General features: G+C 62.9%; 23 protein-coding genes and 2 riboswitches. Of the genes, 14 read left to right on the forward strand and 9 right to left on the reverse strand.

The genetic code is table 11. The annotated features are described in order from the left end of the window. Positions 1-13: 13 nt before the first annotated feature. On the reverse strand, positions 14-529 hold the full coding sequence (locus FHW92_RS20835) for an N-acetyltransferase (protein WP_168605207.1): 516 nt from the start codon (positions 527-529) through the stop codon (positions 14-16). A gap of 96 nt (positions 530-625) precedes the next feature. On the opposite strand from FHW92_RS20835, the gene FHW92_RS20840 reads away from it, so the two are divergent. The 3 genes from FHW92_RS20840 to folP all read left to right on the forward strand — a co-directional run bounded on the left by FHW92_RS20840 (position 626) and on the right by folP (position 3,721). Next, positions 626-1,204: a ribonuclease HII gene (locus FHW92_RS20840; RefSeq protein ID WP_168605208.1), complete on the forward strand. Its 579-nt coding sequence runs from the start codon at positions 626-628 to the stop codon at positions 1,202-1,204. Between the two features lie 217 nt (positions 1,205-1,421). Continuing rightward, positions 1,422-2,615 carry a site-specific DNA-methyltransferase gene (locus FHW92_RS20845; RefSeq protein ID WP_168605209.1) on the forward strand — a complete coding sequence of 398 codons (1,194 nt, stop codon included), beginning with the start codon at positions 1,422-1,424 and terminating at the stop codon, positions 2,613-2,615. A 20-nt stretch (positions 2,616-2,635) separates the two neighbouring features. Beyond that, positions 2,636-3,721: a dihydropteroate synthase gene (folP, locus tag FHW92_RS20850; protein ID WP_168605210.1), complete on the forward strand. Its 1,086-nt coding sequence runs from the start codon at positions 2,636-2,638 to the stop codon at positions 3,719-3,721. A gap of 221 nt (positions 3,722-3,942) precedes the next feature. Here folP and FHW92_RS20855 read toward each other — a convergent pair whose 3' ends face one another. Next, complete coding sequence (locus FHW92_RS20855) at positions 3,943-5,367, reverse strand: sigma-54 dependent transcriptional regulator (protein ID WP_168605211.1); 1,425 nt, start codon at positions 5,365-5,367, stop codon at positions 3,943-3,945. Positions 5,368-5,601: 234 nt separating this feature from the next. On the opposite strand from FHW92_RS20855, the gene FHW92_RS20860 reads away from it, so the two are divergent. From FHW92_RS20860 to gcvPB, 10 genes are all read left to right on the forward strand, one after another. Beyond that, positions 5,602-5,727: an aa3-type cytochrome c oxidase subunit IV gene (locus FHW92_RS20860; protein WP_168605212.1), complete on the forward strand. Its 126-nt coding sequence runs from the start codon at positions 5,602-5,604 to the stop codon at positions 5,725-5,727. 10 nt (positions 5,728-5,737) lie between these two features. Continuing rightward, entirely contained in the window at positions 5,738-6,868 is a 1,131-nt protein-coding gene (locus tag FHW92_RS20865) for an NAD(P) transhydrogenase subunit alpha (protein ID WP_168605213.1), read from the forward strand. Positions 6,869-6,880: 12 nt separating this feature from the next. After that, positions 6,881-7,177, forward strand: a complete 297-nt coding sequence (locus FHW92_RS20870) for a proton-translocating transhydrogenase family protein (RefSeq protein ID WP_168605214.1) — start codon at positions 6,881-6,883, stop codon at positions 7,175-7,177. Continuing rightward, positions 7,177-8,742, forward strand: a complete 1,566-nt coding sequence (locus FHW92_RS20875; protein WP_168605215.1) for an NAD(P)(+) transhydrogenase (Re/Si-specific) subunit beta — start codon at positions 7,177-7,179, stop codon at positions 8,740-8,742. The genes FHW92_RS20870 and FHW92_RS20875 overlap by 1 nt, the downstream gene beginning before the upstream one ends. A gap of 12 nt (positions 8,743-8,754) precedes the next feature. Beyond that, a complete protein-coding gene (locus FHW92_RS20880) occupies positions 8,755-9,060 on the forward strand; it encodes a hypothetical protein (protein ID WP_168605216.1) in 306 nt (101 codons plus the stop codon). A 272-nt stretch (positions 9,061-9,332) separates the two neighbouring features. After that, complete coding sequence (locus tag FHW92_RS20885; protein ID WP_168605217.1) at positions 9,333-10,493, forward strand: deoxyguanosinetriphosphate triphosphohydrolase; 1,161 nt, start codon at positions 9,333-9,335, stop codon at positions 10,491-10,493. 103 nt (positions 10,494-10,596) lie between these two features. Continuing rightward, positions 10,597-10,697: riboswitch (glycine riboswitch) on the forward strand. Continuing rightward, a riboswitch (glycine riboswitch) is annotated at positions 10,698-10,814 on the forward strand. A 33-nt stretch (positions 10,815-10,847) separates the two neighbouring features. Beyond that, entirely contained in the window at positions 10,848-12,035 is a 1,188-nt protein-coding gene (gene gcvT, locus FHW92_RS20890) for a glycine cleavage system aminomethyltransferase GcvT (RefSeq protein WP_168605218.1), read from the forward strand. After that, positions 12,032-12,403, forward strand: coding sequence for a glycine cleavage system protein GcvH (gcvH, locus tag FHW92_RS20895; RefSeq protein WP_168605219.1), 372 nt, complete (start codon positions 12,032-12,034; stop codon positions 12,401-12,403). The genes gcvT and gcvH overlap by 4 nt, the downstream gene beginning before the upstream one ends. 6 nt (positions 12,404-12,409) lie before the next feature. Beyond that, positions 12,410-13,765 (forward strand): aminomethyl-transferring glycine dehydrogenase subunit GcvPA, encoded by a 1,356-nt coding sequence (gcvPA, locus tag FHW92_RS20900; RefSeq protein WP_168605220.1) that lies wholly within the window; start codon positions 12,410-12,412, stop codon positions 13,763-13,765. Further along, on the forward strand, positions 13,765-15,318 hold the full coding sequence (gene gcvPB, locus FHW92_RS20905; protein ID WP_168605221.1) for an aminomethyl-transferring glycine dehydrogenase subunit GcvPB: 1,554 nt from the start codon (positions 13,765-13,767) through the stop codon (positions 15,316-15,318). The genes gcvPA and gcvPB overlap by 1 nt, the downstream gene beginning before the upstream one ends. Positions 15,319-15,369: 51 nt before the next feature. Here gcvPB and FHW92_RS20910 read toward each other — a convergent pair whose 3' ends face one another. After that, positions 15,370-16,275 carry a DMT family transporter gene (locus FHW92_RS20910; protein ID WP_349237728.1) on the reverse strand — a complete coding sequence of 302 codons (906 nt, stop codon included), beginning with the start codon at positions 16,273-16,275 and terminating at the stop codon, positions 15,370-15,372. Positions 16,276-16,354: 79 nt separating this feature from the next. After that, positions 16,355-17,872: a CpaF family protein gene (locus FHW92_RS20915; RefSeq protein WP_168605222.1), complete on the reverse strand. Its 1,518-nt coding sequence runs from the start codon at positions 17,870-17,872 to the stop codon at positions 16,355-16,357. 130 nt (positions 17,873-18,002) lie between these two features. On the opposite strand from FHW92_RS20915, the gene FHW92_RS20920 reads away from it, so the two are divergent. Further along, the gene (locus FHW92_RS20920; protein WP_168605223.1) at positions 18,003-18,341 is read left to right on the forward strand and encodes an HNH endonuclease; all 339 of its coding nucleotides are present in this window, start codon (positions 18,003-18,005) and stop codon (positions 18,339-18,341) included. A 355-nt stretch (positions 18,342-18,696) separates the two neighbouring features. On the opposite strand, the gene FHW92_RS20925 is transcribed toward FHW92_RS20920, so the two are convergent. From FHW92_RS20925 to FHW92_RS20945, 5 genes are all read right to left on the reverse strand, one after another. Further along, positions 18,697-18,954 (reverse strand): ATP synthase F1 subunit epsilon, encoded by a 258-nt coding sequence (locus tag FHW92_RS20925; protein WP_168605224.1) that lies wholly within the window; start codon positions 18,952-18,954, stop codon positions 18,697-18,699. Between the two features lie 3 nt (positions 18,955-18,957). After that, positions 18,958-20,394 (reverse strand): F0F1 ATP synthase subunit beta, encoded by a 1,437-nt coding sequence (gene atpD, locus FHW92_RS20930; RefSeq protein ID WP_168605225.1) that lies wholly within the window; start codon positions 20,392-20,394, stop codon positions 18,958-18,960. 29 nt (positions 20,395-20,423) lie between these two features. Then, on the reverse strand, positions 20,424-21,296 hold the full coding sequence (locus FHW92_RS20935; protein WP_168605226.1) for a F0F1 ATP synthase subunit gamma: 873 nt from the start codon (positions 21,294-21,296) through the stop codon (positions 20,424-20,426). 30 nt (positions 21,297-21,326) lie between these two features. Then, positions 21,327-22,856 (reverse strand): F0F1 ATP synthase subunit alpha, encoded by a 1,530-nt coding sequence (gene atpA / locus FHW92_RS20940; RefSeq protein ID WP_168605227.1) that lies wholly within the window; start codon positions 22,854-22,856, stop codon positions 21,327-21,329. A gap of 66 nt (positions 22,857-22,922) precedes the next feature. Continuing rightward, positions 22,923-23,477, reverse strand: coding sequence for a F0F1 ATP synthase subunit delta (locus FHW92_RS20945; RefSeq protein WP_168605228.1), 555 nt, complete (start codon positions 23,475-23,477; stop codon positions 22,923-22,925). Positions 23,478-23,537 lie beyond the last annotated feature (60 nt).

Below are 23,537 nucleotides of genomic sequence, written 5' to 3' on the forward strand. Positions count from 1 at the left end.
GCCCTAATTCTGTTTAGCCCCAAGGGCCCAGCATGCCCTTTTGCGGCAGGATGGCGGTATTGTCGCAGCGCACCAGCAGGCGGCGCTGTTCAAACGGTCCGGGCAGATCCCATTCCCCCGTGGGCGCATTGGTAAAGCCCCAGAAGCGGCCGTAATATTCCGGATCGCCGATCATCACCATGGGCAAGGGCGCCTTGGGGTTCATCGCCGAAATGGCGGCCGTGACCAGCGCCTTGCCAAAGCCGCGCCCCTGCGCCTCGGGCAGGACGGCGACGGGGCCGACCATGACCATCGGATGGCGGCGGCCATCGGGATCGGTCAGCGCCACCGGCCAGCACTGGATCGAGCCGACCACATGCTGTTCCTCGTCCACTGCGGCAAAGGACAGGGCGGGCAGCCATTCGGCATCGCCGCGCACCTTATAGGCGGTGCGCCCGCGTCGTTCCGGCTCAAACGCGCGATCGAGCAATTCCTCGACCAGCGAGGGGTCAACATTGTCCAGCGGAATGAGCGAGGGTTCGATAGCCATAATGCCGGGCGCGTTAGGGCAGGGGGGCGCCAGATGCAAGCAAGCTATGCAAGGAAATGCTTGCGGGCGGGCTGCTGGGGCGGCAATCGGGGCGTCATGATCTTTGGCGTGGATGAAGCGGGGCGCGGCCCCTTGGCGGGGCCTGTGGTGGCGGGCGCGGTGTGGCTTTGCGACAGTGCGATCGAGGGGTTGGCCGACAGCAAGAAATTGTCGGCCAAGCGGCGTGCGGCGTTGGAGGCGCGGATCATGGCCGAGGCGCATTGGGCCATCGGCGTGGTCGAGGCCGACGAGATCGACCGGATCAACATCTTTGCCGCCACGATGCTGGCCATGACGCGGGCGGTCGGCGCGCTGGTGGCCAAGGTGGGTGAACCCGCGATGGTGCTGATCGACGGCAACAAGACGCCGCAGGGGCGCGTGGGCGACTGGTGCTGGGCCGCGCGGGCGATTGTGGGGGGCGATGCCACAGAGGCGGCGATCTCTGCTGCCAGCATCATCGCCAAGGAACACCGCGACCGCGTGATGCGCGAACTGGCGCTGGCGCACCCCCATTATGGGTGGGAGCGCAATGCCGGATATGGCACGGCGCAGCATCTGGCGGGTTTGCGCGAACATGGGCCTTGCGAGCATCATCGGCGGACTTTCGCGCCAGTCGCGCAATTGTCCCTTTTGTAAAAAATCGCCCCCTGAGTCCCGATTGTCACGCCACTAGATGTTGAGTCTGCCGAGTCGCGCCTGACTCTATCCCTTGTGTCAGACTCTTTCTGTTCTCCTGTCCTTGACTCGGTGTTACCATCGCGACTCGTGCTGACTCCACGAGTCGGGCCTTGACGTGAGTCTGCGAATGACTCATTGAGGGGGCCGTTCAACGCACTTATTCACAGGAATCCTCATGGGCACTGTCCTTCTCAAGGAGCGCACCCGCTCCACCCCGGCGCCGCGCAAACTGGCCAGCCGCATCAGGAAGGATCTTGTCCTCAAGCCGGTCGAAACCCCGCGCAGCGAACTGCCGCTGGGCCGCATTCTGGATGGCGACTGCATCGAGGCGATGCGCTCGATCCCCACGGCCAGCGTCGATATGGTGTTTGCCGATCCGCCGTATAACCTCCAGCTCGGCGGCGATCTGGCCCGCCCCGATGGCAGCCATGTCGATGCCGTCACCAATGATTGGGACAAGTTCGACAGCTTTGGCACCTATGACCGTTTCACCCGCGCCTGGCTGGCCGAAGCTCGCCGCGTTTTGAAGCCCAATGGCTCGCTCTGGGTGATCGGTTCGTACCACAACATCTTTCGCGTTGGCGCGATCCTTCAGGATATGGGCTTCTGGATCCTGAACGACATTGTGTGGCGCAAGTCGAACCCGATGCCCAATTTCAAGGGCACGCGCTTTACCAATGCCCATGAGACGCTGATCTGGTGCAGCATGGGCGAGGAGGCGAAGTACACGTTCAACTATCGCGCGATGAAGACGCTCAATGACGAACTTCAGATGCGTTCGGACTGGGTGCTGCCGATCTGCAATGGTTCGGAGCGTCTGAAGAAGGGCGGATCGAAGGTCCACCCGACGCAGAAGCCCGAAAGCCTGCTCTATCGCGTGATGCTGGCCACGACCAACAAGGGCGATGTGGTGCTCGATCCCTTCTTTGGCACCGGCACCACCGGGGCGGTGGCCAAGCGCCTTGGCCGCGAATGGATCGGTTGCGAGCGTGAGCAGAACTATCGCGATGCCGCCATGGAGCGTATCGAGATGGCGCTGCCGCTCGATGAATCCGCCATCAGCACGATGAAGAGCAAGCGCGCCGCGCCCAAGGTTCCTTTCGGCACGTTGATCGAAACCGGCTGGGTCAAGCCCGGCACCGTGCTGACCGGCAAGAAGGGGCGCAACCGCCCGGCTTTCACCGCAACCGTGCGCGCCGATGGCTCGCTGGTTTCGGGCAAGACCGAGGGCTCGATCCATTCCTGCGGCGCACAATTGCAGGGCGCGCCCAGCTGTAACGGCTGGACCTTCTGGAACATCGAGCATGAGGGGCAGATGAAGCCTCTCGACGCCATCCGTCAGCTTTATCTGCTGGCAAACGAGGACTGATCGGGTCTAAGCGCGGGTCTATGACTGTTTACCTGCGCCCGATCGCCCTTGCCGACAGCCCCCAGTCCGAGGAAGGCGAAGCTCTTCGTCTGGCGGGCGGGCTGACCTATGCCAGCCGTTTCGCGCTGATCCGGCGCGAAGGCGGCAAGGTGGTCGAACGCACCCGCTTTGGCATGGCCGAGGCGGGCCGCGTCATCCAGGGCGAGGCCGAGGAACAATGGGAAGCGCTGCGTGCCCCCCGCGTGCCGTTGCAGATGGGCGCGCGGACGGTGCGGCTGGATCAGCCGCAGGTGATGGGCATCCTCAACGTCACGCCGGACAGTTTTTCCGACGGCGGCCGCAATATTTCCGGGCCGGATGTGCCAAAGATCCATGCGAGCGCGATGCTGGAGGCGGGCGCGGCGATGATCGACATTGGCGGCGAAAGCACACGCCCCGGAGCGCCCCCGGTGTGGGAGGGCGACGAGATCGAGCGCGTGGTCCCGGTGATCGAAAAGTTGGCCCGCACGGGCGCGGCGATCAGCGTGGACACTCGCCGCGTGGGCGTGTTCGAGGCGGCGCTGGCGGCAGGCGCGCATCTGTGGAACGATGTCTCGGGCCTGCGTCATGATCCGCGCAGTCTGGAATTTGCCGCCCATTGCGGCGCGCCCGTCTGCATCATGCATGCGCCGGGCAAGGGTGAAGATCTCCACGAGGATGGCCATTACGGCGATGTCGTGCTGGACGTGTTCGACTGGCTGCGCGCCCGGCGCGATGCGGCCGAGGCGGCGGGCGTGGCGCGGAGCCGCATCCTGCTCGACCCCGGCATCGGTTTTGGCAAGACATTGCAGGAAAACCTTGCGCTGATGAACGCGCTGCCGCTGTTTCATGCGCTGGGCTGCGCCCTGTTGGTTGGGGCCAGCCGTAAACGGATGATCGGGGCTTTGTCCAATGAGGCTCCTGCCGACAAGCGTTTGGGCGGGTCGCTGATGCTGGCCGTACGGATGATGGATGCCGGGGCGCAGGTCATCCGCGTGCATGATGTGGCGCAGACGGTCCAGGCGCTGCATGTGTGGCGCGGTTTGCGCGATGCGGCTTTGACGGATTTTGGGCAGTTGGTGGATTGAGGGGGTAAGAAGGTTTGCCTCCGGCGGGCAAAGGGTCTTGACCCTTTGCAATCCCATTATTTGGCGTTCGGTTTGCCAGCCTGCGCCGATCCGCGAAGCGGTTTTAAAGCCTGCGGCGCTGCAAGGTTGCGCGAAGCTGATCCCATAGCGCAACAAAGACAATATGGGGATTGCAAAGGGTCAAGACCCTTTGCCCGCCGGAGGCAAAAACCCGAAAGCCCTTACGCCGCGTCCCCAATCCCAAGCTCGCTCAACTTTCGATACAGTGTCGAACGCCCGATCCCCAGCCGCCGCGCCACTTCGGTCATGCGGCCCCGGTAATGCCCGATGGCCAGCCGGATCACGTCCGCCTCGATGTCCTCCAGGGGGCGCAGATTGCCATCGGCGGTAAACAGCATCACGCCCGCGCTTTCGTGGGCCACGCCATTGCTGGGGCTCATCGGCTCGGCGGAGATCATGCTGGAGAGTTGGGGGAAATCGTCGGCAGTCAGCGCGTCGCCATCGCAGAAGACGGCGGCGCGGAATAGGACGGCCTGAAGCTGGCGCACGTTGCCGGGCCAGTCATAGGCCGAGAGCAGCGACAGCGCGCCATCGGTGATGCCCAGTTCGCGCAGGCCCGGCTGTTCGCCGATGCGGGCGAGAAAATGCCGCGCCAGCGCCGGAATATCGCCCAGCCGCGCGCGCAGCGGCGGCAGCGACACCGTGGTCGCGCAGATCGCGGCGTGGAGTTCGGGCAGGAAATCGCCATGGACGATGAGATCCTTGAGCGGATAATTCGACGCCGCGATCAGCCGCACATCCACCCGGAAGGCATGGCGCGCGCCGATCGGGCGGCATGATCCTGTGGTCAGATATTCGGCCAGCCGCTCCTGAACGCCCATCGGCAGGCGGTCGATTTCGTCGATCACCAGCGTGGCGCCGTCGCAATATTGGATCGCGCCCATCTGGCGGTCGAAAGCGCCGGGAAAGGCGCCCTTTTCATGGCCGAACAGAGCGGATTCGATGGAATTGCCCGGCGTCGATCCCGCATTGACGATGCGCAGCGGCATTTTGGCACGCTGCGATGCGGCGTGGATGGCGCGCACCAGCATTTCCTTGCCGGTGCCGCTCTCGCCCTCGATCAGCAGATGGCCCTGACCGCGCGCGGATTTGGCGGCGATGGCAAGCGCCGTGCGGAAGGCCGGAGCTGCACCAATCATCGATTCAAAATCGGCCGGACCGTTCATCTTTTCGGTCAACGGCTGCAATTCATCGCGCGGCGTTTCGCGCGTGGTGGCGTTGCGCAGGGCGCTCATCAGCCGGTCGGGCGCGATGGGCTTGATGAGGTAATCGGTTGCGCCCGCGCGCATCGCTTCAACCGCCAGCAGCGGCGAGGCCGAGGTTGTCAGCATCAGGATCGGCAGGGCGGGGCGGCGGCTGCGCAGATCGGCGATCAGCGAGCAGGCTTCATCGCCCGGCACCCATTGATCAAGGATCACCGCGCCCAATTGCATGCCCTGCCGCGTGCCCAGCATGGCCACGGCCGTTTCGGCATCGCCCACCACCAGCGTCCGCCAGCCCTCACGCGCGGCCAGCGCGGTGATCAGGCGGCTCTGGGCCGGCTCATCGTCGATCAGCATCAGCAGGCGCTGTTCGGTCTCTGCCATATTTGCGCGGTCTGTCGTCATAGAGGCTGAATTTAGCCAAATTGGGTAAAGACCTGCTTAAACCTGACCCGGCCGGCATCCGGATTTTTCGGGCCGCGCGTCAACCATGGTGGCGAAAATGAAATTTAACCTATGGTGCAATTTATGTTTTGCCGCGGATCATGTTTTATCTTGTGCTGACGTCTCAGGATGATAAGAATTGGCCAAGAATTTAATGGGACAGGGGAAAAATCAATGACTCACACTCAGGATATTACCGCCGCGCGGCAAACCTATGAGGGTTTCATTCGCCTGATCAAGGTCAGCACCCCGGTCATCGCCATCGTGGCCGCTTTCGTCGTCTATCTCATCTCCCGCTGAAAGGTCTGGAATGACGGATAAATTGCGCATCGCCGCTCTTAAGGAAAGAGCGGCGGGGGAAACGCGCGTCTGCGTGACGCCGGAAACGGTGAAGAAATTCACAAACCTTGGTGCGATTGTGGCGGTGGAAAACGGGGCGGGACATGCCGCCTCGATTGCCGATGCCGATTATGCCGCGGTGGGCGCAATCATGGGCGATGCGGCCTCGGTGGTGGCGGGTGCGGATATTGTGCTGGGGGTTCAGGGGCCGGATGTAGGCCTGCTCTCGGGCGCGAAGCCGGGCGTGTGGGTTGCGGCGGGGCTTGATCCTTTTGGTCAGCGCGGGCGGGTTGATGCCTATGCGGCGGCCGGGGTTGAGGCGCTGGCGATGGAATTCATGCCGCGTATCACGCGTGCGCAGTCGATGGACATCCTTTCCTCGCAAAGCAATCTGGCGGGGTATAAGGCCGTGATTGATGCTGCGGGCGTTTATGGCCGAGCCTTTCCGATGATGATGACGGCGGCGGGCACGATCTCGGCGGCCAAGGCGTTCATCATGGGCGTGGGCGTGGCGGGGCTTCAGGCCATCGCCACCGCGCGGCGTCTGGGCGCGCAGGTCTCGGCCACCGACGTGCGCAGCGCGACCAAGGAGCAGATCCAATCACTAGGCGCCAAGCCGATCTTCGTGGAAAATGTCGCGGGCATCGAGGGCGAGGGCGCGGGCGGCTATGCCACCGAAATGAGCCCGGAATATCAGGCGGCGCAGGCCGAACTGGTCTCCAGCCATATCGCCAAGCAGGACATCGTCATCACCACGGCGCTTATCCCCGGACGGGCGGCGCCGCGCCTGATTTCCGATGCGCAGATCGCCACGATGAAGCCGGGCAGCGTCATTTTCGACCTTGCCGTGGCGCAGGGCGGCAATGTCGAAGGTTCGGTTCCCGATCAGATCGTGGAGCGGCACGGCGTCCGGATCATCGGTTATTCCAATACGCCCGCGCATTTGGCGGCAGATGCCTCGGCTCTGTTTGCGCGCAATCTCTACAACTTCCTCTCGGCCTTTTGGGACAAGGAGCAGGGCAAGCCTGTTCTGGACGAGGAAATCGGCAATGCGATCCGGCTGACGCAAGGCGGCCAGGTCGTCAATCCGCGACTGCTCTGAGGGGAGGGCGTAATGGACTTTATCTCGATCCTGTCGATCTTCGTGCTGGCGTGTTTCGTCGGCTATTATGTGGTGTGGTCGGTCACGCCTGCGCTGCACACGCCCTTGATGGCGGTGACGAATGCGATCTCCTCGGTCATCGTGGTGGGCGCGTTGATCGCGGCGGCGGCCTCTGGGCTGGGCGCTGCGGGTGGCGTGTCGAAGTGGCTGGGGCTGGGCGCGGTGGTGCTGGCTTCGGTCAATATCTTTGGCGGCTTTGCGGTTACGGCGCGCATGTTGGCCATGTATAAGAAGAAGGAGAAGAAGTGATGGTTCTCCAGCTTCTTAGCGCGGGCGCGGCGGGCGCTGTCGAACATGCGGCAACGCCGTCATGGGCAATGTTTGCTTATCTGGTGTCGGGCGTGCTGTTCATTTTGGCTTTGCGCGGGCTGTCCAGCCCTGCCACCAGCCGGGCTGGCAACCGCTATGGCATAATCGGCATGACGATTGCGGTGGCCACGACGTTGGTGACGCATGTACCACGTATTTCTCTTAGTCTCGATGGCGATCCAAGTGCTCCGACTGCATTTGATAGCGGCAGCTTCGGCCTGATCTTGGCCGCCATCGCCATCGGCGGCGGCATCGGTTTTGTCATCGCACGGCGCATTGCCATGACGGCGATGCCCCAATTAGTGGCGGCGTTTCACTCGCTGGTCGGCATGGCGGCTGTGCTGGTGGGCTGGGCGGCCTATCTCAATCCGCAGGCTTTCGGGATTGCGGAAGCCATCCCGCTCGAAAACATGCTCAATGCGGTGGCGGGTGCTCAGCTTGTTCCCGAGGCCACCGCTCTGCACATCCACGCCCAATCCTGCATCGAAATGGGCCTTGGCATCGCCATCGGCGCCATCACGTTCAGCGGTTCGATCATCGCCTTCCTCAAACTGGCGGGCAAGATGTCGGGTTCGCCGATCATGCTGCCGGGGCGCCATGTCATCAACCTTGGCACGATCATCGCGATCCTTTGCCTTGTCGGCTATTTCACGATGGATCAGTCGCTATGGGTGATCGGCGTGATTACGCTGCTGGCCTTCATCATCGGTTTCCTGCTGATCATTCCGATCGGCGGGGCGGATATGCCGGTGGTGGTCTCGATGCTCAACTCGTATTCGGGCTGGGCGGCGGCCGCGATGGGCTTCACGCTGCATAATAGCGCGATGATTATCACCGGGGCGCTGGTCGGTTCCTCGGGCGCCATCCTGTCCTATATCATGTGCAAGGCGATGAACCGCAGCTTCATCTCGGTGATTGCGGGTGGCTTTGGCGCCGCGCCTGAAGCATCGGGCGGAGCGCCCAAGGAACAGCGTCCGTGGAAGCGCGGCAGCGCCGAGGACGCGGCCTTCCTGATGAAGGAAGCCGAAAGCGTCATCATCATCCCCGGCTATGGCATGGCGGTTTCTCAGGCTCAGCACGCGCTGCGCGAAATGGCCGATGTGCTCAAGAAGGAAGGCGTCAGCGTCAAATATGCCATTCACCCGGTTGCCGGACGAATGCCGGGCCATATGAATGTCTTGCTGGCCGAAGCCAATGTGCCTTATGATGAGGTATTCGAGCTGGAGGACATCAATTCCGAGTTCGGCCAGTGCGATGTTGCCTTCATCATCGGCGCCAATGACGTGGTCAATCCCGCCGCCAAGACCGACAAGTCCAGCCCGATCTACGGCATGCCCGTGTTCGACGTGGACAAGGCCAAGACCGTGATGTTCGTCAAACGGTCGATGGGCGGCGTGGGTTATTCAGGTGTTGATAATGATGTCTTCTACATGGACCAGACCATGATGCTGCTGGCCGACGCCAAAAAGATGGTGGAAGACATCGTCAAGGCGCTGGCCCACTAAGGGGTCCATTTAATGCGTAAAGTTCTGACAGTCCTTGCCCTTACCCTTGCCCTCTCGGGCTGTGTTCAGGGGATCGCCCGGGGCCGGGTGAAATCGGCCCTTGTGGGGGCGGGGCTGTCCGAACCGGTCTCGGCCTGCATGGCCGAACATATGGTGGACAAGCTGACCATCAGCCAATTGCGCCAATTGGAGGCGTTGCAGGGCCCCAAGCGGTCGCTGTTCGATTATGTGATGGCGGTGCGCCGGATCCAGGACCCTGAAGTGATCCGCGTGACGGCGGCGGCGGCTGGGTTGTGCATGTCCGGGTGGGAAAGGTAAGATTTGAAGGGATGCCTCCGGCGGGCAAAGGGTCTCGACCCTTTGCAATCCCATGAATGGGGTGGGGGTTGATCCGTCCGCAGTTGATGATTTTTAAAGCTTGCGGCGCGGTGAGGTTATCCTATCCGCGCCGCAGGCTTTATCATTTCGCCATCGCGTCCGACACCGGGGGCAGAACCCGTGGCGCAACAAAGACGGTAACGGGAGCGCGAGGGACAAGTCCCTCGCATTTTCCCCTTTTTCTTCAAACAAAATCCGCCTACCCCAAATCTATGCCCCTATCCCCTCTGGCCTGCGACCCATCGCAATCCCTTGGCCGTGAATTCGCGCTCGAAGGCTCGATCGCCCGCGGCCCGCGCAGCCCCTATCAGCGTGACCGCGACCGGATCATCCACTCGATTGCGTTCCGGCGCTTGCGGCATAAGACGCAGGTTTTCGTCGCCCCCGATGGTGATCACTACCGTGTCCGCCTGACGCATAGCCTCGAGGTGGCGCAGATCGGTCGCGTCATCGCCCGCGTGCTGGGGCTGGACGAGGATCTGACCGAGGCGCTTTGTCTTGCCCATGACATCGGCCACCCGCCCTTTGGCCACAGCGGCGAGGACGCGCTGGACGAGGCGCTGAAGGAGCAGGGCGGATGGGATCACAATGCCAACACTTTGCGCACGCTCATGCGTCTGGAAAGCCCCTATTGCGAGCATGAGGGGCTGAACCTGACATGGGAGACGCTGGAGGGGCTGGCCAAGCATAATGGACCGGTCCGCAACCCTAACTGGGCTCTGGCCGAGCTGGACGCGGCCTATCCGCTGCATCTGGGCGAATGGTCCTGCCTTGAGGCGCAGGTGGCCGCGATTGCTGACGATATTGCCTATGACAATCATGACATTGACGATGGGTTGCGCGCCGGTTTCCTCCATCTCGACGATCTGCTGACCCAGCCCTTTGTGGCCGAGCAATGGCGCGCGGTTGAGGCCAAGCACCCCAATGCCCCTCATGACCGCAAGTTGCGCGAACTGGTGCGCAGCCAGATCGGCATCATGGTCAATGATGTGATCGCCGAAACGCAGAGCCGCACGCAGGGGATGGCCAGCATTGCCGACATCCGCGCCGCCACCCGCGCCAGCGCTGCCTTTTCGCCCGCGATGGCCGAGGCCGAGCGGACCTTGAAGCGCTTCATGTATGACCGGCTCTATTACCATCCCGATCAACTGGCCACGGCGGAAAAGGCGCATCAGGTCGTCTCGGGCCTGTTTGCCGCCTATCGCGAGGACCCCTCGCGCATGGGCGAGGCATGGGCCGCCCGCCTGCCACAGGAAGAGCCCCAGCGCAGCCGCCATATCGCCGACTATATCGCAGGCATGACCGACCGTTTCGCCATCGCGCAATATCGCCAGATCCACGGCACCGCCCCCGAAGGATTGAGCAACGTCTGACCGTGATTACGCCGGATTTATGGAGCGGATTACGTATTGGGGTAGAATTTCTGACAGGCTGTTTGACTTTTGCGCCGCAAAAAGAGATGGCGAACATCAGTCGCTGAACGATGCGGGAGAGTTCGGGTGATTCGCAAGAATTGCCCGGCGCCGAAGGAGCAACCGCCCCGGAATCTCTCAGGCAATAAGGACCGTGTCGGTCAATAGCGACGCTCTGGAAAGTGCAATCGGACCAATGGGTTCGGGGGCCGCCGAAGGGGTAAATCTGTGCATTCCCATGCGCGGGCTAAGCTCTCAGGTTTCCGTGACAGAGGGGGCACCGGAATGGTGCAACGCTGTGCGGAAGGCTGATTTGTGAGCGACACATACAATTTTGACTCGGGCGAAGAAGCCGAGATCCCCGAAACCCTCACCCTTCCTCTCGATGCCTGGCACCGCGCGCGCGGCGGCCGCATGGTCGAATTCGCCGGTTACTGGATGCCGGTGCAATACGAAGGCATCATGGGCGAACACCTGTGGACCCGCGAAAACGCCGGTCTTTTCGATGTCAGCCACATGGGCCAGCTGGTCGTGTCGAGCGAGGATGAGGATCAGCAGGACGCCGTCACCGCTCTGGAAGCGCTGATGCCCGCCGATCTTTCGATACTCAAGGTTGGCCGCCAGCGCTATTCGCTGCTGCTGAATGAAACCGGCGGGATCATCGACGATCTGATGATCACGCGCTGGCCCGGCGGCTTTTTCCTGATCGTTAATGGCGCGACCAAGTGGGATGATATTGGCCATCTGCGCGAATTCCTGCCTGATGACATCACGCTGACTCACCGCGACGATTTCGCGCTGCTGGCGCTGCAAGGCCCCCGCGCAGCCGAGGCGCTGGCCTCTTTCGGCATCGCGCCCGCCCAACCGCAGATTGTGCCCGTGGATCAACTCTCCTTCATGCAGGCCGGTCCCTATGTTTGGAACGGGGTTGAACTGCACATCAGCCGCAGCGGTTATACCGGCGAGGATGGCTATGAAATCGCCGTCCCGGCCGAAAGCGCCGAAGCGCTGGCCGAGATGCTCTGCACCCACGAAGCGGTCAAGCCAATCGGCCTTGGCGCACGCGATTCCTTGCGCATGGAGGCGGGCCTGCCGCTCTATGGTCATGATCTGAATGAGGACATCGACCCCATCAGCGCTGGCCTTTCCTTCGCCATTTCCAAGCGCCGCCGCGCCGAAGGCGGCTTCCCCGGCGCCGACCGCATCCTGACCGGCCTGTCGCAGGGCACCGAAACGGTCCGCGTCGGCCTGAAGCTCTCGGGCCGTCAGGCCGCGCGCGAAGGCGCCGAGGTGTACAGCGGCGAGGACAAGGTCGGCGTGCTGACCTCGGGCGGTTTCGCGCCCAGCCTGGGCTGCCCCATCGCCATGGCCGATGTGCCCGCCGCTCTGGGCGCGCCCGGCACTGAATTGTTCATCGACGTGCGCGGCAAGAAGCTGCCAGCCACCGTCGCTGCCATGCCTTTTGTTCCCCATCGCTATTTCCGCAAAGGAGCCGCAAAATGACCCGTTATTTCACCAAGGACCACGAGTGGATTTCCGTTGACGGCGATGTGGCGACCGTCGGCATCACCGATTTTGCGCAAAACGCGCTGGGCGACATCACCTTTGTCGAAGTCCCCGAAGCGGGCAAGGCGCTGGGCAAGGGCGACACGGCCAGCGTGGTGGACAGCGTGAAGGCCGCCAGCGACGTTTACGCCCCGGTTTCGGGCGAAGTGACCGAAGGCAATGCGGCGCTCGAAGAAGCCCCCGAGCTGGTCAACACCTCGCCCGAGAGCGAAGGCTGGCTGTGGCGCATGAGCGTTTCGGACGCTGGCGAGCTGGCCGATCTGATGGATGAGGCCGCCTACGCCGCCTATATTGCGGAGCTTTAATCGCCCATGCGTTATTTGCCTCTCACCCCGGCCGATCGCGCCACGATGCTGGCGCGGATCGGCGTGGACAATATTGACGCGCTGTTTTGCGATGTGCCCGCTGAGGCGTTGCAGGCAGGACCCATTGCGGGCCTGCCGGGCCATGCCAGCGAAATGGCGGTCGAACGCCATATGGGCCGCCTTGCCGGAGAAAACCTCTCGGCGGGCGCGGCGCCCTTCTTTCTGGGCGCGGGCGCGTATAAGCACCATATCCCGGCCAGCGTCGATCACCTGATCCAGCGCGGCGAGTTTCTGACCGCCTATACGCCCTATCAGCCCGAAATCGCGCAGGGCACGCTGCAGGTGCTGTTCGAGTTCCAGACGCAGGTCGCGCGCCTGCTGGGCACCGATATTGCGAACGCCAGCCTCTATGACGGCTCGACCGCCTGCTGGGAAGCGATCGCCATGGCGCATCGCGTGACCAAGCGGAAGAAGTCGATCCTGACCGGCGGTCTTCACCCGCATTATGTGGCGACCGCGCAGACCATGGCGCGTTTCACCGATGACGTGCTGGTGGCGCAGGCCCCGGTGCTGTCGGGCGATGCCGAGGATGCCGCGATCATCGCCGCCATCGACGGCGAAACCAGCGCGGTTGTGGTGCAGTACCCCGACATTCTGGGCCGCATTCCCGATCTGGCCGCGATTGCGGCGGCGGCGCAGGCGCATGGCGCGCTGCTGATCGCGGTGGTGACGGAGCCGGTGGCGCTGGGTCTGCTGGAGGCTCCCGGCGCGCTGGGCGCGGATATTGTTGTGGGTGAGGGGCAGTCGCTGGGTGTGGGTCTGCAATTTGGCGGGCCGTATCTTGGCCTGTTCGGTTGCCGCGAAAAGTTCCTGCGCCAGATCCCCGGCCGCCTGTGCGGCGAGACGCTGGACGCCGAAGGGCGCCGCAGCTTCGTGCTAACGCTCTCGACGCGCGAACAGCATATCCGCCGCGAAAAGGCGACCAGCAATATCTGCACCAATTCAGGTCTTTGCGCGCTGGCTTTCAGCATTCACGTGAGCCTGCTGGGCGGCGCTGGTCTGGAGCGCCTGGCCCGCATCAACCATGGCAAGGCGCAGGCTTTGGCCGCGGCGGTGGCGGCCATTCCGGGCGTCAGCGTCCTGAATGATGCCTATTTCAACGAATTCACCGTGATCCTGCCCAAGGATGCGCGCGAAGTCGTCGATGCCTTGGCGGCCAAGGACATTCTGGGCGGCGTGCCGCTTGGTCGCCTCTATGCCGAAACGCCCGCGCTGGCCAATGGCCTGCTGCTGACCGCCACGGAATGCACGAGCGATGAAGATATTGCGGCCCTTGTGGCGGCGCTGAAGGAGGTGCTGTGATGAACGCTCCCAACGCTTCGGGATGGCGCCCGGAAATGGGTGAGGCAGGCGCGATCCTGCCCGCCACGGTCAGCGGCGATCATGGCCTCAACCTTGAGGAAAAGCTGATCTTTGAACTGGCCGCGCCCGGCACCTATGGCGTCGATTTCGACGATGCCGATGTGGCTCCAGCGCCCGCGCTGGGCAAATTTCTGCGCAAGGCGGCTCCGGCTCTGCCGGGCCTGACCGAGCCGGAGGTGGTGCGCCACTACACGCGCCTTTCGCGTCAGAACTATGCCATCGATCTGGGGCCTTTCCCGCTCGGCTCCTGCACGATGAAGCACAATCCGCGCCTGAATGAAAAGGTCGCGCGGATGGCGGGCTTCGCCGATGTCCACCCGTTGCAGCCGACGCAGACGGTGCAGGGCGCTTTGAAGGTCATCACGCAGCTTGCTGATTGGCTGATGGCGCTGACCGGGATGCCCGCCGTAGCCATGACGCCCAAGGCGGGCGCGCATGGCGAGCTTTGCGGGCTGCTCTGCATCCGCGCTGCCCTGACCGCGCGCGGTGAGGAACGCCCTGTGGTGCTGGTGCCTGAAAGCGCGCATGGTACGAACCCGGCCACCGCCGCCTTCGCCGGTTTCCGCGTGGAAAACATCCCCGCAACCGAGGATGGCCGCGTCGATGTGGCCGCGCTGACGGCTCGTTTGGGGCCGGATATCGCGGGCGTGATGATCACCAACCCCAACACCTGCGGCTTGTTCGAGCGCGATCTTAAGACGATCTCGGACGCGGTCCATGCGGCGGGCGGCTATGTCTATTGCGACGGCGCCAATTTCAACGCCATCGTCGGCAAGGTGCGCCCCGGCGACCTTGGCGTCGACGCGATGCATATCAACCTGCACAAGACCTTTTCGACGCCCCATGGCGGCGGCGGTCCGGGTTCGGGTCCGGTGGTGCTGTCCGAGGCGCTGGCTCCGTTTGCCCCGCTGCCCTTCGCGACGCTCGATGCCGATGGCGTCGCGCATCTGGTCGAGGAAGGCGATGCCCACGACCACGGCCATCCCAACAGCTTTGGCCGCATGACCGCGTTCCATGGCCAGATGGGCATGTTCACCCGCGCGCTGACCTATATCCTCAGCCACGGCGCGGATGGTCTGCGTCAGGTGTCCGAGGATGCTGTGCTCAACGCCAACTACATCCTGCGCGAGCTGGAAGATGTGCTGGACGCGCCCTTTGCCGCCTATGGCCCCTGCATGCATGAGGCGCTGTTCAGTGACAATGGCATGGCCGAGGGCTTCTCGACGTTGGATATCGCCAAGGGGCTGATCGACGAGGGTTTCCACCCGATGACGGTCTATTTCCCGCTGGTGGTCCATGGCGCGATGCTGGTCGAACCAACCGAAACCGAGAGCAAGGCGGGCACCGACCGCCTGATCGCCTCGATGCGCTCGCTGGCCGAGCGTGGGCGGGCAGGGGATGTGACGCTGAAAAGCGCGCCTCACTATACACCGCGGCGCCGCGTTGATGAAACGCTGGCGGCGCGCAAGCCCAAGCTGGTCTGGAAGGACTAAGCTATAGGGTCGCAGGAGGGGGCCGCCGCGTTTCGCGTGGCGGCCCTTTTTCTATGCGGTTTCGCGGGCCGCTTTAATTCGCCGATGCTCGCGCAGGGCAATCATCATCCCCGCCACCACGATCAGCGGCGCCCCGGCCCAGGTATGCGCGGGCGGCAATTGGTCGAAAATCGTCCAGCCATAGATCGTCGTCCAGATCAGCGTGGCATAATCCATCACCAGCACGCTGGCCGCCGAACCAAAGCGCAGCGCCGCCGTCAGCAGCACTTGCGCCAGCGCGCCCACCACGCCCATCGCAATGATTTCGGCCCAGAGCGCGGGCGAATGCGGGGTCATATAATAGAGCATCGTCGGGGTCAGCAGCAGCGTGCCGAAAAGCGCGAAATAGAACACCACCGCAATCGGCGTCTCGGTGCTGGTCAGATCGCGGATTTGCAGGCTGATAACCGCCACCAGAAAGCCCGAGCAAAGCCCTGCCGCCAGCCCCAGCGGCGAAATGCCGCCCGCAATGGACGCCCCATCGCCCGGCGCCGTGATGATGATCACCCCGGCAAAACCCAGCGCCACCGCCATCCAGCGCAGCCGCCCCGGTGGAGATTTATAGACGATCGCCGTCAGCAGCACCGCAAACAGCGGCGTGGTAAAGCCCAGCACAGTCGCCACCGGCAAAGGCAGCAGCACCTGCGCGCCAAACAGGCAGACCATGCCGATCGAGCCGGTGATCGTGCGCAAAGCATGGGTTTTGAGCCGCCGCGTATAGAGCGAAAACAGCCGCCCCCGCGCCGCCAGCCAACCGCCGAGCAAGGGCAGAGTCAAAGCCTGACGCCAGAACATGATTTCGGGCAGGGCGACGCCGCGCTGATGCAGCAGCTTGACCATCATATAGAGCGTGGCCAGCGCGAGCGTGGCAGCAAGGCGCAGGCCCAGCGCCAGAAAGGGGCGTTGATGTTGAGGCACGCGCGGCCCTTAACCCATCGGGGCCGATTGTTGCACCGCTATTTTGCGCATGAAACAATGCCGCGCGTGCATCCGCCGGTCAGAGGCATGCCTCAAGGAAGGTCTGGTCGAAGCCGAACTGGCGCGCCTTTTCCAAAGTGTAGGGGCGCAGGCCCGAGGAACGCCATTCACCGATGATCTTGCCGTCGTCGGTTTCGTCCAGATATTCGAATTTGAACAATTCCTGCGTGACAATCACATCGCCCTCCATCCCGATCACCTCGGTGATGTTGGTGGTGCGGCGGCTGCCATCGCGCAGGCGTTTGACCTGAACGATCAGGTCGACCGATTCGGCGATCTGGCGGCTGATGGCCTCCTTGGGGATCTTGATGTCGCCCATCAGGATCATGTTTTCCATACGGCCAAGGCATTCACGCGGGCTGTTGGCGTGAAGCGTACACATCGAACCATCATGGCCGGTGTTCATCGCGGCCAGCAGGTCGAAACATTCAGCACCACGAATTTCGCCCAGGATGATGCGGTCGGGGCGCATACGCAGGGCGTTCTTCACAAGGTCGCCGATGGTGATCGCGCCCTGTCCTTCAAGATTGGGCGGGCGCGTTTCCAGCGGCAGCCAATGCGGCTGTTGCAGACGCAGTTCGGCCGCGTCCTCGATAGTCAGCACGCGCTCGCCCGGATCGATCATTTTCGACAGGGCGTTGAGCATGGTGGTCTTGCCCGAACCCGTGCCGCCCGAAATCACGATGTTCATCCGACACGCACCCGCGATTTTTAGCGCGGTGGCCATGCGGTCATTCATCGAGCCGAAATCGCGCAGCATGTCGATCGTGATCGGCTTTTCGGAAAACTTACGGATCGAGATCGCCGTGCCGCGCAAAGACAGCGGCGGCACGATCACGTTCACACGGCTGCCGTCCTTCAAACGGGCGTCGGCCAGCGGCGTGGTCTGGTCAACGCGGCGGCCGACCTGATTGACGATGCGCTGGGCGATCTGGAACAGGTGCTGTTCATCGCGGAAACGGATCGTGGAAAGCTGAAGTTTGCCCTTCTTTTCAATATAAGTCTGGTCCGGGCCATTGACCATGATGTCGGACACATCGGGGTCGTTGAGCAATTCCTCGAGCGGACCAAAGCCGAGCAGTTCGTCGATCAGCACCTTTTCCAGCGCAAATTGCTCGCGCCGGTTCAGCGTGATCTTCAACTCGGCCAGCACCTCCATGATGATCGGGCGGAATTCCTCAGCCAGCTCATCCTTGGTCAGCGTGGCCGCGGCCTCGGGGTCAACGCGCTCGAGCAGGCGGGGCAGCACCTGCTCTTTGATCTTGTGAACGCTGGCCTCAAAACCCTCAGCCTGCCGGGTGGATTCGACGGTGGAATTCATCCGCTCGGCCAGGCGCGCCATCGCGTCGCCGCCCTTGGAATCCATCGTCATTTCGGCTTCGGCGGGCAAAGGCGGAAACTGATCCCCGCCCGAAGGCGGCGGAGGAGGAGCACCGGCGGGCAGACCATCGGCTCGCATCGGGCGCGCTACGCCGAACTGTGGCCTTGCGCCTGCGCCAAAGCTGCCGGGGCCAGTGCGTCGCCCGAATGCGCTCATCGTCCGTCTATTCCTTCACAAACCACACAGACATTGCCCGCGACCATCTGGGGCATCGACCGTTTGAGAACACGATCAGCCTGTGCCAATTGAGCAAGGTGAATAGAACGGAAACTTTGAGGATTTGCTAATGGCCAAGCGCCGATCACGGGCAAATACCGATTTTGATGATGCGGATGAGGCGCCGGTGCCCCCACCGCCGGCCTCTTGCTGGCTTTGCGAGAGACCCTTGGGGCGAAGGGTGGAATGGCACCACCCCGTCCCCAAATCATGGGGCGGCCGGAGCGTGGTCGGCGTGCATCCGATCTGCCACCGGGCGCTGCATGCCAATTTTACCAATGCCGAACTGGCGCGCATCGGCGAGGATGTCGCGGTCCTGCGCGGGGTCGAGGTGGTGGCGCGATTTCTGAACTGGGTGGCGGGGAAGGATCCTGATTTTCATGCGCCAACCGCGCGGAGGAGGGTGTAAGGGGGAGGTTTGCCTCCGGCGGGCAAAGGGCGGGTGCCCTTTGCAATCCCGATAAGGGGGAAGTGCGAGGTCGGTTAAGAAATGCCGATCCGCGAAGCGGTTTAATAGCCTGCGGCGCAGGGATCTTATGCTGTTTGGCGCCGCAGGCTTTATACTCCAAACATGGCCTTCGATAGGATTTGGCCGAACCCGATGCGCAACAACGACAATAAGGGGATTGCAAAGGGACGAGTCCCTTTGCCCGCCGGAGGCACCCCATCCCAATAGAAAAGGGCCGGGAAAAAGGCGCAAACCCTTTTCCCGGCCCTCAATCTGTTATCCGTCAAAGCGACCGACGAAGTCGGTCAGCCCGCGATCAACCCACCAGCTTTTCAGCCAGCACGGTCAGACCCTTGGGCGTCACTTCGGCGAAACCGCCGGCGATGGCGATTTCTTCCGGAGCCGCGTTTTCGCTCTTGTACACTTTCACGGTGCCATCGGCGATGGTCGACAGGAAAGGCGCATGGCCTTCCAGCACGCCGAACTCGCCTTCCGAACCGGGGACGACCACCATGTGGACTTCCTCGGACCGGACCAGCTTTGCAGGCGTGACGAGTTCGAAATGCAGCGCCATGGCTTACGCCTCCGCAGCCAGCTTCTTGGCCTTTTCGACCGCTTCGTCGATGCCGCCAACCATGTAGAAGGCCGCTTCGGGCAGGTGGTCGTATTCGCCGTCAACAACCGCCTTGAACGAACGCACGGTGTCTTCGACCTGCACGAACTTGCCGCTGATGCCGGTGAACACTTCGGCCACGTGGAAGGGCTGAGACAGGAAGCGCTGGATCTTGCGGGCGCGGGCGACGGTGAGCTTATCTTCTTCCGAAAGCTCGTCCATGCCCAGGATCGCGATGATGTCCTGCAGCGACTTGTACTTCTGCAGCGTTTCCTGAACGCGGCGGGCGGTTTCGTAGTGCTCCTGACCGACAACGGCGGGCGTCAGCACGCGCGAGGTCGAGTCGAGCGGGTCAACCGCCGGATAGATGCCGAGTTCCGAAATCGCACGGTTCAGCGTGGTCGTTGCGTCCAAGTGGGCGAACGAGGTAGCCGGCGCCGGGTCGGTAAGGTCGTCCGCGGGAACGTAAATGGCCTGAACCGAGGTGATCGAACCCTTGGTGGTCGAGGTGATGCGTTCCTGCAGCGCGCCCATGTCGGTCGACAGGGTGGGCTGATAACCCACGGCCGAAGGAATACGGCCCAGCAGAGCCGACACTTCCGAACCGGCCTGCGTGAAGCGGAAGATGTTGTCCACGAAGAACAGCACGTCCTGGCCTTCCTGGTCGCGGAAGTATTCAGCCATGGTCAGACCCGAGAGAGCCACACGAGCGCGGGCGCCCGGCGGTTCGTTCATCTGGCCGAACACCAGAGCAACCTTCGAACCATCGGGGGTCGGGTTGCCTTCGGCGTCCTTGGCGATAACGCCGGCGTCGAGGAATTCGTGGTAGAGGTCGTTGCCTTCGCGGGTGCGTTCACCAACGCCCGCAAACACCGACACGCCGCCGTGGCCCTTGGCGATGTTGTTGATCAGTTCCTGAATGAGAACCGTCTTGCCGACGCCCGCGCCGCCGAACAGACCGATCTTGCCGCCCTTGGCATAGGGGGCCAGAAGGTCGATGACCTTGATGCCGGTCACGAGGATCGCGGCTTCGGTCGACTGGTCGATGAATTCCGGGGCTTTGGCGTGGATCGGGGCAACCTGATCGGCGCCGACCGGGCCACGTTCGTCGATGGGATCGCCCACGACGTTCATGATGCGGCCCAGCGTCTTGGGGCCGACCGGCACCGAGATCTGCGCGCCGGTGCTGGTCACGGCCTGGCCGCGGGTCAGACCTTCGGTGGCGTCCATCGCGATGGTGCGGACGGTGTTTTCGCCAAGGTGCTGAGCAACTTCGAGAACCAGACGGTTCCCGTTGTTGTCGGTTTCCAGAGCGGTCAGAATCGCCGGGAGTTCCCCGTCGAAGGCAACGTCGACGACGGCGCCGATAACCTGGGCAATTTTGCCAGTGCTGGTGGACATGGGTTTCTTCCTTGCCTGCTGTGTCGTCGTCAGAGCGCTTCGGCGCCCGCGATGATTTCAATGAGTTCAGTGGTGATCGCGGCCTGACGGCTGCGGTTATACTGGATGGTCAGCTTGCTGATCAGGTCGCCGGCGTTGCGGGTGGCGTTATCCATGGCGGTCATGGATGCACCCTGTTCGCTGGCCGCATTTTCCAGCAGAGCGCCGAAAAGTTGCGTTTTCAGATAGCGCGGCAGCAGAGCGGCGAGGATTTCCTCCTCCTCCGGCTCATATTCGACCACCGAGTCCGCCGCCACTTCCGACTTGGGAGCGGGAACGGGGATGATCTGCTGCGTCGTGGGCTCCTGCAACAGCGCGCTGCGGAAGCGGCTGAAGAAGAGATGCGCTACGTCAAACTTGCCTGCATCATACAGCGCCACCAGTTCGGCAGCGATCGCATCGGCTTCGGCATAGCCCGCTTCACGCACCGTGGTGGTGTCGAAGCCGCCGATGATCGCATTGGGGAATTCACGACGGATAACCGCGCGGCCCTTGCGACCGATCAGGTAGAACTGCACCTTCTTGCCTTCGGCTTCCAGAGCCTTGGCTTTCAGGCGAGCCGCCTTGACGATGTTCGAGTTGAAGGCGCCGCACAGACCGCGATCCGAATTGGCCACCACCAGCAGATGCACTGCATCCTTGCCGGTGCCGGCCAGCAGCTTGGGGCTGCTTTCGCTGACCACGATGCGCGAGGCGAGGCTGGCGACAACGCCCGCCAGCCGCGAGGCATAGGGGCGCGCGGCCTCGGCAGCGGACTGCGCCTTGCGCAGTTTCGCCGCCGCGACCATTTGCTTGGCCTTGGTGATCTTCTGGGTCGACTTGACCGAGTTGATCCGGCCTTTGAGTTCCTTAAGGCTGGCCATTGCCAACTACCTTTCGTAGCTAGACCTGACTTAAGCGAACTGCTTGCCGAAAGCGTCCAGAGCGGCCTTGAGCTTGCCCTTGGCTTCGTCGCCCAGATCCTTGGTGTTGCGGATCAGGTCGAGCAGATCGCCATGCTGCGAACGCAGGAAGCTGAGCAGTTCGGCTTCATATTCCGTCACGCGGTTGGTCGGGACCGAGTCCAGATAACCGTTGGTGCCCGCGAAGATCACGCAGGTCTGCTCTTCGAAACCGAGCGGCGAGAACTGAGCCTGCTTGAGCAGCTCGGTCAGACGCGCACCGCGGTTCAGCAGCTTCTGGGTCGAAGCGTCGAGGTCCGAGCCGAACTGGGCAAACGCGGCCATTTCGCGATACTGGGCCAGTTCCAGCTTGATCGAGCCGGCAACCTTCTTCATCGCCTTGGTCTGAGCCGACGAACCCACGCGCGACACCGACAGACCAACGTTAATGGCCGGACGGACGCCCTGATAGAACAGGCCGGTTTCAAGGAAGATCTGGCCGTCGGTGATCGAGATCACGTTGGTCGGAATGTAGGCCGACACGTCGCCCGCCTGCGTTTCGATGATCGGCAGAGCGGTCAGCGAACCGGCGCCCATGTCATCGTTCAGCTTGGCCGCGCGTTCCAGCAGACGCGAGTGGAGATAGAACACGTCGCCGGGATAGGCTTCACGGCCCGGGGGACGACGCAGCAGCAGCGACATCTGGCGATAGGCCACAGCCTGCTTCGAAAGGTCGTCATACACGATCACGGCGTGCATGGCATTGTCGCGGAAGAATTCGCCGATGGCCGCACCGGTGTAGGGCGCCAGATACTGCAGCGGAGCGGGCTCCGAAGCGGTGGCGGCGATCACGACCGAATATTCCATCGCGCCGTTTTCTTCGAGCTGACGCACGATCTGCGCAACGGTCGAACGCTTCTGACCCACGGCGACGTAGATGCAGTACAGCTTCTTCGATTCGTCATCACCGGCGTTGACGGCCTTCTGGTTGATGAACGTGTCGATCGCCACGGCGGTCTTGCCGGTCTGGCGGTCGCCGATGATCAGTTCGCGCTGGCCGCGGCCAACCGGAACCAGAGCGTCAATGGCCTTGAGGCCCGTCTGCACGGGTTCATGCACCGACTTGCGGGGGATGATGCCCGGAGCCTTGACTTCGACGCGGCTGCGCGTGTCGGAAATGATCGGGCCCTTGCCGTCGATCGGGTTGCCAAGAGCGTCAACCACGCGGCCCAGCAGGCCCTTGCCCACCGGAACGTCCACGATGGTGCCGGTGCGCTTGACGGTGTCGCCTTCCTTGATCTCGCTGTCCGAGCCGAAGATCACGACGCCGACATTGTCGGCTTCGAGGTTCAGGGCCATGCCCTGAACGCCATTGGCGAATTCCACCATTTCACCGGCCTGAACCTTGTCCAGACCGTGGATGCGGGCAATACCGTCACCCACCGAGAGCACGGAGCCGACTTCCGAAACCTGGGCTTCGGTGCCGAAGTTGGCAATCTGGTCCTTGATGACCTTCGAGATTTCAGCGGCGCGAATTGTCATGTTCAGCCTTTCATCGAACCTTGTTGGGGGCCGTGGCCCCGCAATCGACCCTTTAGGAGGGGCCTGTTAGCCCCTCATCTTTTGGGCGAGAGAATTGAGACGGGTGCGGATCGAGCTGTCGATCTGCTGGCTGCCGATGCGCACGACCAGACCGCCAAGCAGTTCCGGATCGACGCTGGTCTTCAGCTTGATGGCCTTGCCTTCACGAGCAGCCAGCTTGCCCGAAAGGGCGGCCAACTGATCGTCGCTCAGCGGGTGGGCGCTGGTCACCTGCGCCGTCACTTCGCCGCGCGCGGCCGCCGCGATGGCGGAAAAGGCGCGAAGAATGTCGGGCAGGGCCGAAAGGCGGCGGCCAGCAGCCAGCACGCCAAGGAATTTGCGGGTAACCTCGCCAAGGCCAAGGACCCCGGCCACACCCTCGACCGCACGGCCAGCCGCATCGCGGCTGATCTGCGGATTACGAATCAGGGCGGACAGGTCGTCGGATTCGGCAATTGCCGCACCCAGCGCCTCAAGGTCCGCTTCCACGGCGCTTACCACGCCCAAATCCTGCGCCAGTTCAAACAGGGCGGACGCGTAGCGCCCCTGAAGACTGGCAGTAATGCCGGCGGAATTGTCCACGCTTTTACGTCCCCTCTTGCCGGAAGGCTCTATGCCGGTTCGCAAAGGAAAGGACACGCA

Origin of the sequence: Novosphingobium sp. SG707, from assembly GCF_012275515.1 — a bacterium.
GTDB lineage: Bacteria > Pseudomonadota > Alphaproteobacteria > Sphingomonadales > Sphingomonadaceae > Novosphingobium.

Coding starts and splice junctions, on each gene's coding strand:
- gcvPA (WP_168605220.1), top strand. CDS start 12,410: ATGCGTTATTTGCCTCTCACCCCGGCCGATCGCGCCACGATGCTGGCG.
- gcvH (WP_168605219.1), top strand. CDS start 12,032: ATGACCCGTTATTTCACCAAGGACCACGAGTGGATTTCCGTTGACGGC.
- atpD (WP_168605225.1), bottom strand. CDS start 20,394: ATGTCCACCAGCACTGGCAAAATTGCCCAGGTTATCGGCGCCGTCGTC.
- FHW92_RS20915 (WP_168605222.1), bottom strand. CDS start 17,872: ATGAGCGCATTCGGGCGACGCACTGGCCCCGGCAGCTTTGGCGCAGGC.
- FHW92_RS20935 (WP_168605226.1), bottom strand. CDS start 21,296: ATGGCCAGCCTTAAGGAACTCAAAGGCCGGATCAACTCGGTCAAGTCG.
- FHW92_RS20925 (WP_168605224.1), bottom strand. CDS start 18,954: ATGGCGCTGCATTTCGAACTCGTCACGCCTGCAAAGCTGGTCCGGTCC.
- FHW92_RS20875 (WP_168605215.1), top strand. CDS start 7,177: ATGGTTCTCCAGCTTCTTAGCGCGGGCGCGGCGGGCGCTGTCGAACAT.
- FHW92_RS20870 (WP_168605214.1), top strand. CDS start 6,881: ATGGACTTTATCTCGATCCTGTCGATCTTCGTGCTGGCGTGTTTCGTC.
- FHW92_RS20835 (WP_168605207.1), bottom strand. CDS start 529: ATGGCTATCGAACCCTCGCTCATTCCGCTGGACAATGTTGACCCCTCG.
- folP (WP_168605210.1), top strand. CDS start 2,636: ATGACTGTTTACCTGCGCCCGATCGCCCTTGCCGACAGCCCCCAGTCC.
- FHW92_RS20840 (WP_168605208.1), top strand. CDS start 626: ATGATCTTTGGCGTGGATGAAGCGGGGCGCGGCCCCTTGGCGGGGCCT.
- FHW92_RS20845 (WP_168605209.1), top strand. CDS start 1,422: ATGGGCACTGTCCTTCTCAAGGAGCGCACCCGCTCCACCCCGGCGCCG.
- FHW92_RS20885 (WP_168605217.1), top strand. CDS start 9,333: ATGCCCCTATCCCCTCTGGCCTGCGACCCATCGCAATCCCTTGGCCGT.
- FHW92_RS20855 (WP_168605211.1), bottom strand. CDS start 5,367: ATGGCAGAGACCGAACAGCGCCTGCTGATGCTGATCGACGATGAGCCG.
- FHW92_RS20880 (WP_168605216.1), top strand. CDS start 8,755: ATGCGTAAAGTTCTGACAGTCCTTGCCCTTACCCTTGCCCTCTCGGGC.
- gcvPB (WP_168605221.1), top strand. CDS start 13,765: ATGAACGCTCCCAACGCTTCGGGATGGCGCCCGGAAATGGGTGAGGCA.
- FHW92_RS20865 (WP_168605213.1), top strand. CDS start 5,738: ATGACGGATAAATTGCGCATCGCCGCTCTTAAGGAAAGAGCGGCGGGG.
- FHW92_RS20860 (WP_168605212.1), top strand. CDS start 5,602: ATGACTCACACTCAGGATATTACCGCCGCGCGGCAAACCTATGAGGGT.
- atpA (WP_168605227.1), bottom strand. CDS start 22,856: ATGACAATTCGCGCCGCTGAAATCTCGAAGGTCATCAAGGACCAGATT.
- FHW92_RS20920 (WP_168605223.1), top strand. CDS start 18,003: ATGGCCAAGCGCCGATCACGGGCAAATACCGATTTTGATGATGCGGAT.